Consider the following 16461-nt stretch of genomic DNA (forward strand, 5'->3'; position numbering starts at 1 on the left):
CGCGGTGAGGTGTCGACGGCGAGCACATGCGCACCGCCCGGCCCCAGTCGCACGAAGTTGGCCCTGCCCCAGCGGTAGGTCTCGCCGGTGAGCTCGTCGTGCACGGGCACGGACTCGTGCCAGTCCAGGCCGAGTCGCGGCATGTCCAACGAGACCGTCGCCTCCTGGGTGTGGTGCGGGTCGAGGTTGGCCACCACCACGACCGTGTCGTCGTCCGAGCGCTTGCTGTAGGCGATCAGGGCCTCGTTGTCGGTCTGGTGGAAGTGCAGGTTCCGTAGCGCGTGCAGAGCCTTGTGGCGCCGTCTGATCCGGTTCAGCTCCGTGATCAGCGGTGCGATCGTGCGGCCCTCGCGCGCGGCCGACTCCCAGTCACGTGGACGCAGTTCGTACTTCTCTGAGTTCCGGTACTCCTCGCTGGCGGGCCCGACCGGAGCGTTCTCGCACAGCTCGTACCCGGCGTAGACCCCCCACGAGGGCGAGAGGGTGGCGGCGAGCACGGCGCGTACTTCGAAGGCGGGCCGGCCGCCCCGCTGGAGATGGCCGGGCAGGATGTCGGGGGTGTTCACGAAGAAGTTGGGCCGCATGAAGGCGGCCGTCCCGCGCGACAGTTCGGTGAGGTAGTCGGTCAGCTCCTGCTTGGTGTTGCGCCAGGTGAAGTACGTGTACGACTGCTGGAAGCCGACCGCCGCGAGCGTGTGCATGATCGCGGGCCGGGTGAACGCCTCGGCCAGGAAGATCACGTCCGGGTCGGTGCGGTTGACGTCCGCGATGACCCGCTCCCAGAAGACGACCGGCTTGGTGTGCGGGTTGTCGACGCGGAAGATCCGCACGCCGTGGTCCATCCAGTGGCGCAGCACCCGCAGCGTCTCCTGGACCAGCCCCGGCATGTCCTGGTCGAAGGCGATCGGATAGATGTCCTGGTACTTCTTCGGCGGATTCTCCGCGTACGCGATCGACCCGTCCGCCCGGTGGTGGAACCACTCGGGATGCTTCTCCACCCACGGATGATCCGGCGAGCACTGGAGCGCGAAGTCGAGCGCGACCTCGAGCCGCAGTTCCGTGGCCCGGCGCACGAACGCGTCGAAGTCGTCGATCGTGCCGAGATCCGGGTGGATCGCGTCGTGGCCGCCCTCGGGAGAGCCGATCGCCCAGGGCACGCCGACATCCCGACGGCTCGCCGACAAGCTGTTGTTGGGGCCCTTGCGGAAGGTGGTGCCGATGGGGTGGACCGGCGGGAGGTACACGACGTCGAAGCCCATCCCGGCGATGGCGGGCAGGCGTTCGGCGGCGCTGCGGAACGTGCCGTGCACCGACGGGTCCAACCGTCCGCTCTCCGAACGCGGAAAGAACTCGTACCAGGCGCCGTACAACGCCCGCTTCCGTTCCACGAGCAGGGGCGTCGGCAGCGAGCGGGAGACCCGTTCGCGCAGGGGGTGTGCGGTGAGTACGGCGGTCGCTTCCGGGGCCAGGGCGGCGGCGAGACGGGCCGTCGGCCGCCAGGAGTCGTCGCGCAGGGCGTGCGCCGCGGCGCGTACGACCGCTTGGCCGGACGGGTCCGGTACCGCGTCCGCGGCCCGCTCGTACAGTGCGGCGCCCTCCTCCAGGACCAGACCGGTGTCGATCCCGGCCGGGACCTTGATCGCGGCGGTGTGGCGCCAGGCGGCCACGGGATCGCTCCAGGCCTCCACCAGATAGGTCCAGTGGCCCACGGATTCCGGCGTGACCTCGGCGCCCCAGCGGTCGCTGCCCGGGGTGAGTTCACGCATGGGGGCGCGTGGGCCGGGGCGGCCGCTCTGATCGCACAGGACGACTTCGGCGCCGAGCACATCCCGGCCCTCGCCGAAGACGGTGGCGGTGACCTCGAAGGTCTCCCCGACGACCGCCTTCGCGGGGCGCCGGCCGCACTCGACGACCGGCTGGACGTCCACGATCGGGATACGGCCGATCGGGTCACGGCCATGGGCCGGATGTGCCTCCATGTTTCGCCTCCGCCGTCCTCGCGCCCTGCCCCCTCGGTTCAGAGCTGCTCCGAATTTTTCCGACACCACGGTCCGTCTCAGGGACGCCTGCCGACCGCTCGACCCGCTCCCCGCCCTTGAGGCCCCTGGGAGAGCTGAGAGCCCCGCGCGCCGTGCGTCACCGTCATCGACGACAGCGCGGCAGCCGGTGTCTCGTCCCGCAGATAGTGCTCGGCGGCGTCCACCGCCTCCCGCGCGCAGCGCTTCCCCATCAGCACGCACAGGGTGTAGCCCGTGTTCTCGAAGTTGCCCCGCACCGTGTGGTCGGCGGGGGCCACGAGCAACAGGCGTTCCCAGGCCCGGTATCGCTCCAGATGCCTGGCGACCTCGGCTTTGGCAGGAAGCAGCATGCGCCGGTCACCTTTCCACTCTCGCCACTGCGCACGGGACACCCGGCTGATGCCGGACGGCTGTGCACGCAAGGGCACCGACCCACTACGGAGGGCGGTGCCCTCACTCATGGTGCCTGCATGGACACTCAGCGTCTTGTTGGCTCTTCAACCACACGGGGTCGGGCCTCTCGTGTTGCACGAACGGAGTAGCACTCGCACTCTGGGACTGACTCAAAAGCGATCAGTGCTCACGCTTCGTGATCGGGGCTCGGTCCGAGAAGGGCGAGGAGAGGCGAGAGCTTCGCCGTGAGGAGCCAACGAAGATGAAACCTGCAGTGCCCTGCTACTACCACCTCGACGTGGAGGTCAGCCCGGAGCGGGTTGGCCAGGTCAAGCGCATATTGGGGGCCCATCTCCGGTACTGGAACCTGGATACGCTCGTCGATTCCGTCTGCCACTGTGCGGAAGCGCTGTTGCATACGATCGACCGGCACGCGACGGACAAGAACACCACCATCGAGATGTGGTGGAACGGTTCCCACCTCATCACCGCGGTCTCCGACAACGACCAGGATCTCCGCCCGCACAACGAGCCCCAGGGCTGTCTGGCGCAGATCGCCGCCCTCAGTGACGGCTGGGGCTGCTGCGCCACCGGCGCCGGCGGCAAGATCATCTGGTTCTCCTGGCGGGCCCGTGCTGCCGAGCATGCTCCGCTGGTCCCGACCACGCCCATGCCCAGCCTGCGGGAGGCGCGCCGGACGCCGCGTCAGGTGGCGTTGCCGGAACCGGCGCTCGCGGTGTCCCGTCATGACGCGGAGGCCGTGATCGCCGTGACGTGATCACGACGACCGAGGGGCGGGGATCACCCGCCCCAGCGGTTGTACAGAACAGGCGCACCGGATCCAACGGAGAGAGACTGGAGCCGAGGCCCCGGATACGGGTGCCCTCGAACCGGCCCCCAGGCGGGGGGAGGCGTATGTCCATCACGACGGCAGAGGCAGCGCGCCAGGAACTGACGGAATTCAAGGGGCAGTTGATCGGACCCGGCGACTCCGGGTACGACGAGGCACGCACCGTCTACAACGCGATGATCGACCGGCGGCCCGCCCTGGTGGCGAGGTGCACCAGCGCCGAGGACGTCTCCCGCGTCATCGGCTTCGCCCGCGACCACGGCCTCCCGCTCGCCGTGCGGGGCGGCGGCCATCACGGCGCGGGCCTGGGGGTCTGCGACGACGGCGTGGTCCTCGACCTCTCACCGCTCAAGGACATCGAGGTCGATCCGGGGGCCCGCACGGTAGGAGTCGGGGGCGGCTGTGTGTGGGGCGAGGTCGACCGCGCCACCCACGAGTACGGCCTGGCCGTACCCGCCGGCATCATCTCCACGACGGGAGTCGCCGGCCTCACCCTGGGCGGCGGCATCGGGCATCTCAGCCGCAAGTACGGGCTGACCGTCGACAACCTCCTGGCGGCCGACCTCGTGCTGGCGAGCGGCGAGCGTGTGCGCGTGAGCGACACGGAGAACACCGACCTGTACTGGGCGATCCGCGGGGGTGGCGGCAACTTCGGAGTCGTCACCTCGTTCCTGTTCCGGCTGCGTGAGGTGAGCACCGTGGTCGCCGGCCCCACCTTCTGGCCCGCCGAACTCGGCGCCGAAGTCCTCACCGCCTACCGCGACTTCATCCCGGAGGCCCCTCGCGACCTGAACGGCTTCTTCCTGTTCGGCTCCGTGCCGCCCGGCCCGCCGTTCCCCGAGGAGATCCATCTGCGCAAGGTCTGCGGGGTCGTCTGGTGCCGCGTCGGGGACGACACCGAGGCGGCGGCCGCCGAGATGGCCCCCCTCCTCGACGCCGTGCCCGAGCCGCTGCTGCACGGAGCGGCGCCGATGCCGTTCCCCGCGCTCCAGTCCGCGTTCGACGGGATCTATCCGCCCGGCGACCAGTGGTACTGGCGCGCCGACTTCGTCGACGAGATCCCCGACGAGGCGGTCACGTCGCACCTCGGGTACGGCGCGAAGCCGCCGACCTGGAAATCGACGATGCACCTGTACCCGATCGACGGCGCCGTCCACGACATCGCACCGGCGGACACCGCCTGGAGCTACCGGAACGCACGCTGGGCGACCGTGTACGCGGGCGTGGACTCCGATCCGGCCGGTGCCGAGCGCGTCAAGCGGTGGAGCGTCGACTACTCCGACGCCCTGCACCCGTACTCCGCGGGCGGGGCCTACGTGAACATGATGATGGACGAGGGCCAGGAGCGCGTACGGGCCAGCTACCGCGACAACTACGCCCGCCTGGCCCGTATCAAGGCCGACCGCGACCCGGACAACCTGTTCCGCCTCAACCAGAACATCCAACCGGCGCCCCGCACCTGATCACGGCTTGAGGGCCACCCCGCCGTGCACGTCCGTGGGCTCCGGTGCGGTGCCGGCCCCGGGACGCCACAGGGGACAGGAGATGATGCCGGGTTCGATCAGCTCCAGGCCCTCGTAGTACGCGGTGATCTGCTCCGGGCTGCGCAGCACGTAGGGGACGGCGCCCGTGTCGTCGTAACCCTGCTGGGCCTGCTTGAGCGCGGCGTCGGTGTCGGTGCTGTCGTAGTGCACGAAGTAGCTTCCGGAGGGCAGGGCGGCCTGGAGGGTGCGGACGATCGACCTGGCCTCCTCGTAGTCCTGGATGTGACCGAGGATGCCCATGAGCATCAGGGCGACGGGCTGGTCGAAGTCCAGGATCCGGCTCGCCGCCTCGACGATCTTCTCGGGCTCGTGCAGATCCGCGTCGATGTAGTTGGTGACGCCCTCGGGGGTGCTCGTCAGCAGCGCCTGGGCGTGACGCAGCACCAGGGGGTCGTTGTCCACGTAGACGATGCGCGACTCGGGCGCCACGCGCTGGGCGACCTGGTGGGTGTTGTCGTACGAGGGCAGGCCGGTGCCGATGTCCAGGAACTGGCGGATGCCGAGCTCACCGGCGACGAAGGTCACGGTCCGGATCAGGTACTCGCGGGAGGCCCGGGCCATCGTCTCGATGTTCGGCGCGACCTCGCGGTAGGCGTCGCCCGCGATCCGGTCGACCTCGTAGTTGTCCTTCCCGCCCATCCAGTAGTTCCAGATGCGGGCCGAGTGCGGCACCGTGGTGTCGATCTTGGACAACGCCTCTTGGTCGGGGTTGGGCCGGCCGTCTGCCATGGATGTCTCCTGCCTCCGTCACGCGGTCTGTCAATAACCTATCGTCAACTGCCTTTCACACGGACCGAGTTGATGGTGTGTGCAGGCGGGGCCGCGGATGGGGTGGCCAAGGTCCTTGGCATCCAGGGTTACCACGGGGACATGCTGGGCGAGGGTGTGCAGCGCCCGCTCGTACGCGTCGACCGCCTCCGTGTCGTCCGTCTCGCCGGTCACGTGGACGAGGGCTCCGTCGCGTTCCGCCACCGCTTCGGCGAAGTCGAGGGCCTGGATCCAGGTCACCCGGGAGCGTCCGCGGCGCAGCGGTCCGTAGACCAGTTCGTGGACGAGACTGCCGTCGACGGCCAACCGGCCCGACGCGGCGAGAAGCTCGCGGTACGGCTGGGTGGGGTCCACGTGATGGAGGGGTCCGCGGCAGAGCCGGACCAGGAAACCGTTGCGGGCCAGCTCGGCGATCAGGGCGCCTCTGCCGATTCCGTCCGGACCGTCGACGACCAGGGTCCGGCACTGGGCGAGGGCCTGGCCGAGGATCATCCCCGCACCTCGCGACAAGGACCGGTGCGCATACCGCTCCCTCCGGGACGACCGATTCCCTCAGTGTGAACGGACGACCCGCACGGCGGGAGTGGGCGTGCGGGTTGTCCGGTTGTGCGGGCGTAGTGGTGGTGCGGGTGTGGTGATCGGTGCGGGCGTGGTGATGGTGCGGCTCCGGCGGTTGCCCGAGGGCGGACGGCTGTCCCCGCCTCAGGCGGTCTGCCGGCGTCTCAGGCGACGAGGAAGTCGGCCTGGCCGGACTTCGCGCCTTCGAGGAACGAGATCATCTCGTCCCGGGTGTACACCAGCGCGGGCCCGTCCGGGTCCGTGGACTGGCGGAAGGCCACACTGCCGTCGGGCAGCCGCTTGGCCTCGACGCAACTTCCGCCGTTCGTACCGCTCCAGGGCTTCTCCCAGCCCTCGGTGCCCAGGTCGACGGCCGGCATGCCACTGTAGATGGGGCCCTTTGATCCCATGGATCACAACTCCTTACGCAATTCAGCCAGGATGTCCCTGGTCCGAGCGACCGGTTCCGCCTGCACGGACATCCGGTCCAGTACTTCGAGATAGGTGACGACGTCGCCCGGCCGGTCGACATAGACCGCGCCGGCGAGGCTTTCCGTGTAGATGACGTCGGGCAGTTCGGAGAAGCCGAAGCGGAAGTGGTGGAACGGGCCGAAGGCGCCGGGGTGTGCCCCCACCCCGAAGCGCATGACCTGGATCCGGACCTTCGGCATGTCCAGGACCTCGTGCAGCCGGTCGATCTGGGCCCGCATCACCTCGGCCCCGCCCACCGGGCGGCGCAGCACCGTCTCGTCGAGGATGGCCCAGATGGCGGGCGCGTCCGGCTTGGCGAGCAGGTCCTGCCGCCTGGTCCGCAGGGCGACACGGCGGGCGACGTCCTCCTTCGACTCGTTGGGGAAGCCCACGCGCATGAGCGCGGTGGCGTAGTCGTTCGTCTGCAACAGGCCCGGAACGTAGTGGGGTTCGTAGAGACGGATGACGCTGGCTTCGCTCTCCAGGCTCACGTAGGCGCTGAACCACTCGGGCAGCACGTCGCGGTACTTGTACCACCAGCCCGGCTGGTTGGCCTCCCGGGCCAGCGCGAGGAAGTCGTCGATCTCCGTCGCCGGCACCCCGTAGGTGCGCAGCAACTCCTTCACATAGGGGATCCGGAGGCCGACCTCGGCCTTCTCGATCCGGCGGACCGTCAGTGGAGTGACCTCGATCGCCCGTGCCGCCTCCTCGAACGACACTCCCGCCTGTTCCCTCAGCTGCTTCAGCCGCTTGCCGAGAACCATCCGCAGGACCGTGGGTGCGCTGCCGCCCGAGCGGTTGTCACTCACGTCCTACCTCCCGGTACGGCTGTATCACAGCGTGCAGTGTGCCACGCGGTCGTTGACAGAGACAGGGTGATGCGGATCGTTCTGAAATTATCAGAACGCCGGTTGCGTGCTGAGCCTGTCGGCGACCATAGTGACCGAGTGACCTGTCGCACAGTCCCTGGCGACATACGTTCAACTGTGCTGTGCCGTAGTGGAATTGATGGGCCGGCAGATACGGGCGCAGCCGTACGGACCGTGATGCGAGACCTGGGTGGCCACCGTGACCGACGGACAATCAAGGAGCGCAGGCAAGGGCCCCGGCGGGGCCAACTCGGCGCTGGCGGCCGCCCTCAAGGAAGCCGGTTGCTCCTACGCCTCCCTCGCCCTCAGGGTCAACGAACTGGGCCGCCGCCAAGGCGTGGACTCCAACTACGACAAGGCGTCGGTCACCCGCTGGCTCCAGGGCCAGCAACCACGGGGCACCACACCGGAGTTGATCGCCGCCGTGCTCTCCGGACGGCTGGGCCGCGCCGTGTCGCCCGCGGACCTCGGCTTCCACTCCGATCAGGGGCGCCCGGTCTCGGGCCGGGCCCTGGTCTATGGCGAGGACGTGGCGGAAACCCTGCACACCCTGGCCGAACTGGGCTCCACCGACATCTCCCGCCGCAGCCTCCTCGGCTCGGTGCCCTTCGTCGCCGCCGCGCTGACGAACCCTCAACGCGAGTGGCTGCTGTTGCTGTTGGAGCAGCAGGAGGCCTTCCGCCCGACGGGGGTGGCGAGCGGCGGGCCCGTCGAGCAGGTGCACGCGATGATCGCCATGTTCGACCAGATGGACAACCACTACGGCGGTGGCGGGGTGCGCACCAGCATCGTGCACTACCTCTCCACCGAGGTCGTCCCCATGCTCCAGCGCCGCGGCACCCCGCCACAGCCGCAACGGCAGTTGTACGCCGCGGCCGCGCGCCTCGCCGCGATGGCCGGCTGGAGCTCGTACGACGCGGGGGAGTACGGGCTCGCGCAGCGGTACATGACCCAGGGGCTGCGCCTGTGCGCCGAAGGGCGCGACCGGGTGCTGGGCGGCCAGATCCTGGCCGGGCTCTCCCATCTGGCCACCAACCTCGGCCGCCCCGACGAGGGGGTGGCGCTGGCCCGGGCCGGAGTCGCCACCGCGAAGGGGGCGGGCAGCCCGCTCGGGCTGATGCGCCTGTACGCCATGGCGGCACGCGGACATGCCGCACAGGGGCACTCGCGCGAGGCCTCGGAGGCGCTGCGCCTGGCGGAAGGGCAACTGGACATGAGCCGCGGTCCCGACCAGGAATCCGTCTGGGTCCGCTATCTCGACCACCACTATCTCCAGGCCGAGGCCGCCCTGTGCTTCCGTGACCTGGGGCTCGCCGCCCAGGCCGAACGTACGGCGAGCGAGTCGCTGAGCGCGAACGCCGACCGGCGCAGACGCCAGGCCATCAGCCGCTCGGTGCTCGCGACCGCGCATCTCCAGCAGGACCGGCTCGACGAGGCCGTCGGCACGGCCACCGAAGCGCTGGACACCCTCGGTACCGTGCACAGTGAACGGTCGATCCAGGCCCTGCGCGACTTCCGTACCCGTCTGGAGCCACGCCGCCACGAGCCGATGGTTCAGGAGTTCGAGCGCAGGTCCCGTGCGGTGCTGGGGGCGGTCGCATGACGGGGAGCGCGGCGGTCGGCCCGGTGGGTGACTTAGCGGGAGCGGTACCTGAGACGGGAGCGGTCGCTGAGGTGGGAAGGGACCCTGGGACAGGAACGGTCGGCTCAGTAGCCTTCCGGCGAGGGGGCGTTCTGGGCGCGGTCGACGGGCAGGTGGGCCCCGGAGATACCGCTCGACCAGTCGGACAGCAGGAACGCCACCACCCGGGCGACCTCCTGCGGAGCGACCGGCGCTCCGCCCGGAAGTTCCGTCGCCACGAATCCCGCGTACGCCTCGGGGTCCTCCCGGCGCATCCGGTCCCAGCGCCTGCCCGGGATGAGCATCGACCCGGGGGAGACGGCGTTCACCCGGATTCCGTCCGGCCCCAGTTCACGGGCGAGCGACGCGGCCAACTGGATCTGGGCGGACTTGGCCACCCCGTACTGGACGGGCGGCCCGGGCTTCCAGCCGGAGATCGACGAGATCACCACGACCGATCCGCCCCCGGCAGCCCGCAGATGCGGCACCGCCGCCCGGACCAGGCGCGCGGCATGGCCGACGTTCACTTCCCAGGTCGCCGCCCAGTCCTCGGCGTCCGTCTCCTCGAAGCGGCCGCCGCGAGAACCGCCCGCACAGGCCACCACCCCGTCGAGCCCGCCGAAACGATTCGCCATGGCCGCGACAAACTCCTCCAGACGCTCCGGCTCGGTGACGTCGAGCGCCTGGGTGAACAGCGGGGAGTCCAGCGATGCCGCCAGTGCCGCCAGGTCGCCAGCGCCGCGCGCGCAGGTCGCCACCCGGGCCCCTTCGGCGGCGAGCAGCCGCACGATCTGCTCGCCGAGACCCCGCGTTCCACCGGTGACCAGGACGCGCTTGCCGCGCACCCCCGACCACCCGGTGGGATCGCCTGGGCGCACCGGCGTCCGGCTCCCGCTCACGTTCCTCACCTGATCGAACATACATCCCATGCCACTACGTGCCTGCAACCGGACAACCCCGATACCCCCTGGTCGGCGGGGGGTCGTGCCCTGTTGGCTGCACGGGCAGCCACCGAGCACATCCCCCACCCGCGCTGCAACGAAGGAGGACCGATGACGGCATCCAGGGCTCATCGCCGCGGGCCGTCGCCCTCACCGCAGCACGACGCCGCCGTGCTGCCCAGGACGCACCCCAGCCTGGTACGGACCACGGTCCCCGCCCAGCCCTCGCGCGCGGCCGGCGTGCGGGACATGGTCGCCGAGCACCTCACCCTTCTGCGCCTGCCCTCCGAGTGTCTCGACAACGCTGTCCTCGCCACGGACGAGTTGTTCGCCAACGCGGTCAGACACGGCAGTCCCGGCCCCCGCGACACGATCACCGTCACTCTCGAACACGTCGGGCACGAGCTGCGTGTGACGGTCGCCGACCGTTCGTCCGCACTGCCGCGAGCGCGCGACACGGGCGGCGCCGAGGAGTCGGGACGCGGACTGGCCATCGTGGCCGCACTGTCCGAGGGCTGGGGCATCGCACCGGCCGACCCCGGCACCACGGGCAAGAAGGTGTGGTTCACCCTGGCGCTCCGGGGCATGCCATGAAGCGATTACCGGGGCATCGCACGGACGGCACGCCGACGGAGCGGGACGGCGCGCGGCCGGAGCCGGACCGTGCGGGGCCGGACCGTGCGGGGCCGGAGCCGGACGGAGCACCGGTGCAGCCGGGGCCCGCGTCCGCGGGGCTCCTCCCGGCATTCGCCGCCGCGCTCGCCCGGGAGCTCTCGCGCCGGGCCGACGAGGAGCGGCACCTGATGCGGCGGGCGCGGACGAACCCCACCCCACAGGTCCGGCGCGGTCTCGTCGAATGCCGCAGGACCAATGCCGACGCCCTCGGGACGATCGTCCGCCGACACGGCTGGCCTGCCGCGGACCTGGTCGGCGCGCCCGCCTCGACCGCGGCTCTGATGATCCTGCTGCACGCTCCGGACCTCGACTTCCAGCTCCGCTGCCGCGACCTGATCGCCCAGGCCACCGCGGACGGCCGCTGCCCCGGCCCGCACCACGCCTACATCGCCGATCACTGCGCGGTCGAACTGGGCCAGCCCCAGTTCTACGGCACCCGGGTCGACCCCGCGACCTTCCGCCCGTATCCGATCCGGCGGCCCGAGACCCTCGAGGAGCGGCGCCGAGACGTCGGCCTCGGCCCCCTCGACGAGCAGATGCGGACGCTGCGCCGCGGCGCCTGAGAACGTGATGTGCAGCACGCACGGAAATGTCCCCGCAATGGCAGGTACACGGGTTCTGGCTGGGCACGGCTTGATCGCCGATCAAGGAGGGCAAAAACGCTGGCCACGGTGCGTTCCGCCCATTTGACACCCCGTTGAGGGCACAGATAGGAAACAGCTCTCTGAGGTGGAGAGGTGGACCGTGCACGAACCGAACGTGGTCGGGGACTGGCAGGAGTACGACGAGCACGCCGGCCTGCGCGTCCGCGTCCATGGGGTGGAGCGGGCGGAGCCGCCGCGCGGACGCGACGACGCCGCCGAAGGGCTCACCTACTTCCGCTGCCGGGTGACCGTCGAGAACCGTGGTGGCGAGCACTTCGGCATCCATCTCGAGGACGGCCAGATGGACATCCGGGTCGGCCCCGACGGCGAGAGCGCCTTCCTGGACTGGCGGAACTCCCAGTTCATCGAGGGCTACGACGTCTACCCCCTGCGCCGGGCCACCGCGGTCCTCTTCGCCGCGGGCCCCGACGCCTCCCTGCCCCGGGTGGACATCCAGATCCAGCTGAAGGTCGACGACGAGTGGACCGACCGGTACCTGTGGGTCGGCGGCATCGACCTCTACGAGGGTTCGGCCGACGCCGCCGCCCGCTCCGACTTGGCGAGGGACAGCCTCGCCTGTCAGGTGAGCAACTTCCTGCGGGGGGAAGCGGGATCGTGACCCGCTCCCCGGGGCACTGATCAGGCCGTACGGCGTTCCGTCGTCCAGTGGAGCAGGCCCAGCACCGGCAGGGCGGCGCCCAGGACGGTGACCGCGGTCCAGCCGGCCGCGTGGTAGGCGATCGAGCCGAGCTGGGAGCCGAGCGCGCCGCCGACGAAGAAGATCGCGATGAACGCGCTGTTGAGGCGGGCGCGGGCGTTCGGGTCGAGCTGGTAGATGGTGTGCTGACCGAGGATCAGGGTGGACTGCACGGCCGTGTCGATCAGGATCGCGGCCAGGGCGATCAGCGTGATGTGGGACTGACCGAAGCCCGCGAGCGCGAAGGCCAGGGCCGCGACGGCGAAGGCGATCCCGGTCATGGGACGGACGAGCCCGCGGTCGGCCCAGTGACCGGCGAACGGGGCGACGGCCGCACCGGCCGCGCCGACGAGCGCGAAGAGGCCGACACCGATGGGGGAGTAGTGGAAGTGGGGGCCGGTCAGTACGTACGACACGGTGGTCCAGAACGCGCTGAACGCACCGAACATCGCCGCCTGGTAGAGCCCCCGACGCAGCAACACCGGGTGGCGGCGCACCAGGTGGAGCGTGGAGCGCAGGACATGGACGTACGGCATGGTCGTGGTCGGCGCGTGCTGCGGCAGGGCCGCGCGCAGGGCCAGGGCCAGCAGGGCCATCAGGACGGCGGAGCCGAGATACACCACCCGCCAGCCCGCCACGTCGGAGACCAGGCTGCTGAGGGTGCGGGAGAGCAGGATGCCGGTGAGCAGGCCGCTCATCACCCGTCCGACGATCCGGCCACGGGCGTGGTCGGGGGCGAGGCTCGCCGCGAAGGGGATCAGTATCTGGGCGACGACCGAGGTGCCTCCGCTGATCAGGGAGGCGATCAGCAGCATGGGGAAGTTGGTGGCGAGACCCGCGGCGACCAGGGCGAGCGTGGTGACCGTCAGGAGCACGCTGATCAGTCCGCGCTTCTCCAGCCGGTCGCCGAGCGGGACGAGGAACAGCATGCCCAGGACATAGCCGATCTGGGTGAGGGTGATGAGTCCGCCGGCGGCCGCCGTGCCGACGTGGAACACGTCGCGCAGCGAGGACAGCAGGGGCTGGGCGTAGTACAGGTTGGCGACCGTCATGCCGGAGGCGACGGCGAAGAGGGCGACCAGCCAGCCCGGCACGCCGTGCGCCGCCTGCGCGGTGGCGGTCTGGCCCGGTGACTTGAGGACGGGGGACTTGGACACGGGCACCTTCTCGGGAAGGGAACCGGTGGAGCGGTTCGGGAAACGCTGGGTGGTGGTCGAACGGCCTCGTTGCCGCTCGCACGGTTTCCTCAGCGCCCGCGGAGCCTTGGTGCTTCCCCTGCCGTGGCGATGATTTCGAATGTCAGTCATCTCCGAACGAGATGAACTGAAGAGAGGGGGCCCGTCAGGCCATGTGCCGCAGCAGTGCCGCGACCGCCGGGGGCGCCTCCCCGCGCGGCTGGACCACCATGACCTTCCAGCTCGGCGCGTGCCGGTCGAACCGGTGCTTGTCCAGGTCGGGGAAGCGGTCGGCGATCGAGATGGGCATGACGCAGACCCCCAGGTCGGCGCGGACGAGTTCGGACGCCGCGACGATGTCGTTCACCTCGAAGGTCGACTCGCGCTCGACGGCGGCGGCACGGAACGCCCGGTCGACGGCGAGGCGGATCGCCCAGCCGGGCGTGAAGTCCACCAGCGGCAGCCGGGCCGCTTCGGCGAGCGTGACCCCTCCACCGGGCCCCGCCCCGGCCAGTACCCGGCCCGGCGCGGACACCAGCACCATCTCCTCCCGGGCGAGCAGCCGGGTCACAAGACCACGCTGCTGCTGACGGTCGAGGGCGACCACCGCCAGATCCACCGTGCCCTCGCGCAACGCCTGGCGGATGTCGGTCACGGCCGCCTGCCGCAGCCGCACCACCACTCCCGGATGCTCCGCGCGCAGCGCGGCCAGCGGGCGGTGCAGGTCGGCCCACACCCCCTGCATCGTGCCGACCGTCACCCGTCCGCGCAGCTGTCCCCGCGCGGCGTCGACCGCCGACCGCGCCTGTTCGGCGGCCCGCAACGTCGCCCGCGCGGCCGGTAGGAACGCCTCGCCCGCCGGGGTCAGCGACACCCGGTGCGTGGTGCGGTCGAACAGCGGGGTCCCGAGCTCCCGCTCCAGTGCGCGCACGGTGCTCGACACGGCTGACTGCACCACGTGCAGTCGCTGCGCCGCGGCGGTGAACCCGCCCTCCTCGGCCACCGCGACGACGACCTCCATCTGCCGCAGATCCATGTCCTCTCCCGATGCCCCGGTCCATCTCTCCCAGAGATGGTGGTCCTCCTGGGTTATCACAGAACGGGGCGGGGCGGCCTCCCGGCGTGGTGTGGGGTCAGGGGGTGGGGGGTGTGGGGGTGACGAGGCCTGTCTGGTAGGCGATGACGACGAGTTGGGCGCGGTCGCGGGCGCCGAGTTTGGTCATGGCGCGGTGGATGTGGGTGCGGACGGTGAGGGGGCTGACGGTGAGTTGGTCGGCGATTTCGTTGTTGGAGTGGCCTTCGGCGGCGAGGGCCATGACTTCGCGTTCGCGGGCGGTGAGGGTGGTGAGGGCTTCGGGGGGTGCGAGGGGGGCGTTGGGGGTGGGGGTGGTGAGGAAGCGGGTGATGAGGGTGCGGGTGGCTTGCGGGGAGAGGAGGGTGTCGCCCGCGGCGACGGTGCGGATGGCGTCGAGGAGTGCGTCGGCGCCGACGTCTTTGCCGAGGAAGCCGCTGGCTCCGGCGCGGAGGGCCTGGGCGACGTATTCGTCGATTTCGAAGGTGGTGAGGATGAGGACGCGGGTGGTGTCGAGGTGGGGGTCGGCGCAGATGGCGGCGGTGGCGGCGAGGCCGTCGGTGTGGGGCATGCGGATGTCCATGAGGACGACGTCGGGTTGGTGGATGCGGGCGAGGTCGACGGCTTCTTTGCCGTTGGTGGCTTCGTCGACGACTTCGAGGTCGGGGCAGGAGTCGATCAGGATCCGGAAGGTCGCCCGGAGCAGGGCCTGGTCGTCGGCGAGCAGCACGCTGATGGTCATGGGGTGCGGTCCTCTTCCGGGGCGGGGGTGTACAGCGGCAGATCCGTGGAGACCTCGAAGCCGCCCTCGGCCCGGTGATCGGCCCTGAGCCGGCCGCCCACGGACAGGGCGCGCTCACGCATGCCGATGAGACCGAAACCGTGGCCCGGGGCCGGAGCGGCGGTCACCGTGGTCGCTCCCTCGTCGGTGACCGTGATGGTCAGCCGGTTGTGGGCGTAGACGAGCCGTACGTGTGCGGTGTCCGAGGCGGCGTGTTTGGTGACGTTGGTGAGCGCCTCCTGAATGATGCGGAAGGCGGTCAGGTCCACTCCTGGTGACAGTGGGCGCGCCGCGCCCTCGGTGGTGACGTCGACCTTGAGCCCGGCGGTCGCGAAAGCGGCCGTGAGTTCCGAGAGCTGGTCCAGGCCCGGGGAGGGTTCCAGCGGCGCGTCGGGGTCGTTGGTCTGGCGCAGCAGTCCGACGGTGGCCTTGAGTTCGCGCAGCGCCGATGCGGTGGTGCCGGCGAGGTCGTCGAGGATGTTCTGCACCTGCTGGGGATGGGTGCGCTGGAGATGGGCGGCGGTCCCGGCCTGCGCGTTGGCCAGCGCGAGATGGTGGGCGACGACGTCGTGCAGTTCACGGGCGATGCGCATGCGCTCCTCGGCCACCCGGTGCCGCGCCTCCTCCTCACGGGTGCGCTCGGCGATCTCCGCGCGAGCGTGCACGGCTTCCAGGTAGTCGGCCCGCAGCCGGGTCGCCGTGCCCCAGGTGACGGGCACCAGCACCCAGAAGATGGGGCCGACCGTCGCGAGGACGAGGGATAGCGGATGGTGATGGGAGTCGACGAGCAGCGCGGTGGTGACCAGCAGCGCGGCGGTGCCGATCAGGCCGATGCGCGCGGTCCTGCGGTCGGTGTGGACGGCCAGCCAGTACAGCGCGGCCATGAGCGGTGCCAGCAGCAGGGGAGTGATCAGATAGCCCAGGGCGTTGGCGGCGTTGGCGGCGGCCGCGGTCACCGCTACCACCGTGAGCGGATACCTGCGGTGCCACATCAGGGCCAGGGCACCGATGCCGCCCAGGAGAATGCCGGGCCACGGGGCGAGGTGCGCGCCGGTGGGTCCCTCGCTGGTCCAGGTGCTGCCGAGCGCGGCGGCGGCGAACAGCAGCAGAACGACCGTCACCCGCAGGACGCGGGGATGGTCCTTGGCGAACCGCTGCCAGCTGGTGTTCATCGGGAGGGTTTCCTGTCGGGTGCTGTGACCATGGTGTACCTGTTCAGCCTCCCTGAGCAGGGGCGCCCCGTCGTCATGTGTCGGCCGACTCTCCCGGCTACTGAGAACGCAGTACTGGACGACCGGTATGTCCTACCTGAGCATGACGAGCGGCCAGGCGTGCACGTCTGGCCGCTCGCGGGGGACACCGGTGCCTAACGGGGACACCGGTG

The 16461-nt window shown here is 70.6% G+C and carries 17 protein-coding genes; 6 read left to right on the top strand and 11 right to left on the bottom strand.

Annotated features, from left to right (window positions below):
- Together AQJ27_RS27520 and AQJ27_RS27525 are read right to left on the bottom strand one after the other, a co-directional pair.
- Positions 1-1979, bottom strand: a 1979-nt coding sequence (locus AQJ27_RS27520) for an alpha-1,4-glucan--maltose-1-phosphate maltosyltransferase (protein ID WP_067374465.1), incomplete at its 3' end; no start/stop codon positions are given.
- A gap of 77 nt (positions 1980-2056) precedes the next feature.
- On the bottom strand, positions 2057-2368 hold the full coding sequence (locus AQJ27_RS27525; protein WP_067374468.1) for a DUF5133 domain-containing protein: 312 nt from the start codon (positions 2366-2368) through the stop codon (positions 2057-2059).
- 305 nt (positions 2369-2673) lie between these two features.
- On the opposite strand from AQJ27_RS27525, the gene AQJ27_RS27530 reads away from it, so the two are divergent.
- Both AQJ27_RS27530 and AQJ27_RS27535 read left to right on the top strand, forming a co-directional pair.
- Complete coding sequence (locus tag AQJ27_RS27530; RefSeq protein WP_067374470.1) at positions 2674-3189, top strand: pep a2; 516 nt, start codon at positions 2674-2676, stop codon at positions 3187-3189.
- 137 nt (positions 3190-3326) lie between these two features.
- On the top strand, positions 3327-4724 hold the full coding sequence (locus AQJ27_RS27535; RefSeq protein WP_067374472.1) for an FAD-binding oxidoreductase: 1398 nt from the start codon (positions 3327-3329) through the stop codon (positions 4722-4724).
- On the opposite strand, the gene AQJ27_RS27540 is transcribed toward AQJ27_RS27535, so the two are convergent.
- The 4 genes from AQJ27_RS27540 to AQJ27_RS27555 all read right to left on the bottom strand — a co-directional run bounded on the left by AQJ27_RS27540 (position 4725) and on the right by AQJ27_RS27555 (position 7366).
- The gene (locus AQJ27_RS27540) at positions 4725-5534 is read right to left on the bottom strand and encodes an SAM-dependent methyltransferase (protein ID WP_067374473.1); all 810 of its coding nucleotides are present in this window, start codon (positions 5532-5534) and stop codon (positions 4725-4727) included.
- A 30-nt stretch (positions 5535-5564) separates the two neighbouring features.
- Complete coding sequence (locus AQJ27_RS27545) at positions 5565-6065, bottom strand: hypothetical protein (RefSeq protein WP_067374475.1); 501 nt, start codon at positions 6063-6065, stop codon at positions 5565-5567.
- A gap of 230 nt (positions 6066-6295) precedes the next feature.
- Positions 6296-6541, bottom strand: coding sequence for a DUF397 domain-containing protein (locus tag AQJ27_RS27550; protein ID WP_054229261.1), 246 nt, complete (start codon positions 6539-6541; stop codon positions 6296-6298).
- A 3-nt stretch (positions 6542-6544) separates the two neighbouring features.
- Entirely contained in the window at positions 6545-7366 is an 822-nt protein-coding gene (locus tag AQJ27_RS27555; RefSeq protein ID WP_067375054.1) for a helix-turn-helix domain-containing protein, read from the bottom strand.
- 295 nt (positions 7367-7661) lie between these two features.
- On the opposite strand from AQJ27_RS27555, the gene AQJ27_RS27560 reads away from it, so the two are divergent.
- Positions 7662-9074, top strand: a complete 1413-nt coding sequence (locus AQJ27_RS27560) for an NsdA family TPR-like regulatory protein (protein WP_067374478.1) — start codon at positions 7662-7664, stop codon at positions 9072-9074.
- Positions 9075-9178: 104 nt separating this feature from the next.
- Here AQJ27_RS27560 and AQJ27_RS27565 read toward each other — a convergent pair whose 3' ends face one another.
- Positions 9179-9991 carry an SDR family NAD(P)-dependent oxidoreductase gene (locus tag AQJ27_RS27565; protein WP_235614093.1) on the bottom strand — a complete coding sequence of 271 codons (813 nt, stop codon included), beginning with the start codon at positions 9989-9991 and terminating at the stop codon, positions 9179-9181.
- Positions 9992-10144: 153 nt separating this feature from the next.
- On the opposite strand from AQJ27_RS27565, the gene AQJ27_RS27570 reads away from it, so the two are divergent.
- The 3 genes from AQJ27_RS27570 to AQJ27_RS27580 all read left to right on the top strand — a co-directional run bounded on the left by AQJ27_RS27570 (position 10145) and on the right by AQJ27_RS27580 (position 11971).
- Positions 10145-10627, top strand: coding sequence for an ATP-binding protein (locus AQJ27_RS27570; protein WP_079065296.1), 483 nt, complete (start codon positions 10145-10147; stop codon positions 10625-10627).
- A complete protein-coding gene (locus AQJ27_RS27575) occupies positions 10624-11271 on the top strand; it encodes a DUF6624 domain-containing protein (protein ID WP_341866101.1) in 648 nt (215 codons plus the stop codon). The genes AQJ27_RS27570 and AQJ27_RS27575 overlap by 4 nt, the downstream gene beginning before the upstream one ends.
- 181 nt (positions 11272-11452) lie before the next feature.
- On the top strand, positions 11453-11971 hold the full coding sequence (locus tag AQJ27_RS27580; protein WP_067375058.1) for a hypothetical protein: 519 nt from the start codon (positions 11453-11455) through the stop codon (positions 11969-11971).
- A gap of 20 nt (positions 11972-11991) precedes the next feature.
- On the opposite strand, the gene AQJ27_RS27585 is transcribed toward AQJ27_RS27580, so the two are convergent.
- The 4 genes from AQJ27_RS27585 to AQJ27_RS27600 all read right to left on the bottom strand — a co-directional run bounded on the left by AQJ27_RS27585 (position 11992) and on the right by AQJ27_RS27600 (position 16249).
- Positions 11992-13143, bottom strand: coding sequence for an MFS transporter (locus tag AQJ27_RS27585; RefSeq protein WP_067375061.1), 1152 nt, complete (start codon positions 13141-13143; stop codon positions 11992-11994).
- 247 nt (positions 13144-13390) lie between these two features.
- Complete coding sequence (locus tag AQJ27_RS27590) at positions 13391-14260, bottom strand: LysR family transcriptional regulator (RefSeq protein WP_067374488.1); 870 nt, start codon at positions 14258-14260, stop codon at positions 13391-13393.
- A 97-nt stretch (positions 14261-14357) separates the two neighbouring features.
- Positions 14358-15038, bottom strand: a complete 681-nt coding sequence (locus tag AQJ27_RS27595; protein WP_067374491.1) for a response regulator transcription factor — start codon at positions 15036-15038, stop codon at positions 14358-14360.
- Positions 15035-16249: a sensor histidine kinase gene (locus AQJ27_RS27600; protein WP_067374494.1), complete on the bottom strand. Its 1215-nt coding sequence runs from the start codon at positions 16247-16249 to the stop codon at positions 15035-15037. The genes AQJ27_RS27595 and AQJ27_RS27600 overlap by 4 nt, the downstream gene beginning before the upstream one ends.
- Between the last annotated feature and the right edge of the window lie 212 nt (positions 16250-16461).

The sequence above is a fragment of the Streptomyces olivochromogenes genome (assembly GCF_001514115.1).
In the GTDB taxonomy this organism is placed as follows: domain Bacteria; phylum Actinomycetota; class Actinomycetes; order Streptomycetales; family Streptomycetaceae; genus Streptomyces; species Streptomyces olivochromogenes.

Bases quoted from the DNA above. Each gene is read 5' to 3' on its own strand.
- AQJ27_RS27530 (WP_067374470.1), top strand. From the start codon at position 2,674: ATGAAACCTGCAGTGCCCTGCTACTACCACCTCGACGTGGAGGTCAGC.
- AQJ27_RS27555 (WP_067375054.1), bottom strand. From the start codon at position 7,366: ATGGTTCTCGGCAAGCGGCTGAAGCAGCTGAGGGAACAGGCGGGAGTG.
- AQJ27_RS27545 (WP_067374475.1), bottom strand. From the start codon at position 6,065: ATGATCCTCGGCCAGGCCCTCGCCCAGTGCCGGACCCTGGTCGTCGAC.
- AQJ27_RS27550 (WP_054229261.1), bottom strand. From the start codon at position 6,541: ATGGGATCAAAGGGCCCCATCTACAGTGGCATGCCGGCCGTCGACCTG.
- AQJ27_RS27590 (WP_067374488.1), bottom strand. From the start codon at position 14,260: ATGGATCTGCGGCAGATGGAGGTCGTCGTCGCGGTGGCCGAGGAGGGC.
- AQJ27_RS27525 (WP_067374468.1), bottom strand. From the start codon at position 2,368: ATGCTGCTTCCTGCCAAAGCCGAGGTCGCCAGGCATCTGGAGCGATAC.
- AQJ27_RS27570 (WP_079065296.1), top strand. From the start codon at position 10,145: ATGACGGCATCCAGGGCTCATCGCCGCGGGCCGTCGCCCTCACCGCAG.
- AQJ27_RS27600 (WP_067374494.1), bottom strand. From the start codon at position 16,249: ATGAACACCAGCTGGCAGCGGTTCGCCAAGGACCATCCCCGCGTCCTG.
- AQJ27_RS27595 (WP_067374491.1), bottom strand. From the start codon at position 15,038: ATGACCATCAGCGTGCTGCTCGCCGACGACCAGGCCCTGCTCCGGGCG.
- AQJ27_RS27575 (WP_341866101.1), top strand. From the start codon at position 10,624: ATGAAGCGATTACCGGGGCATCGCACGGACGGCACGCCGACGGAGCGG.
- AQJ27_RS27540 (WP_067374473.1), bottom strand. From the start codon at position 5,534: ATGGCAGACGGCCGGCCCAACCCCGACCAAGAGGCGTTGTCCAAGATC.
- AQJ27_RS27535 (WP_067374472.1), top strand. From the start codon at position 3,327: ATGTCCATCACGACGGCAGAGGCAGCGCGCCAGGAACTGACGGAATTC.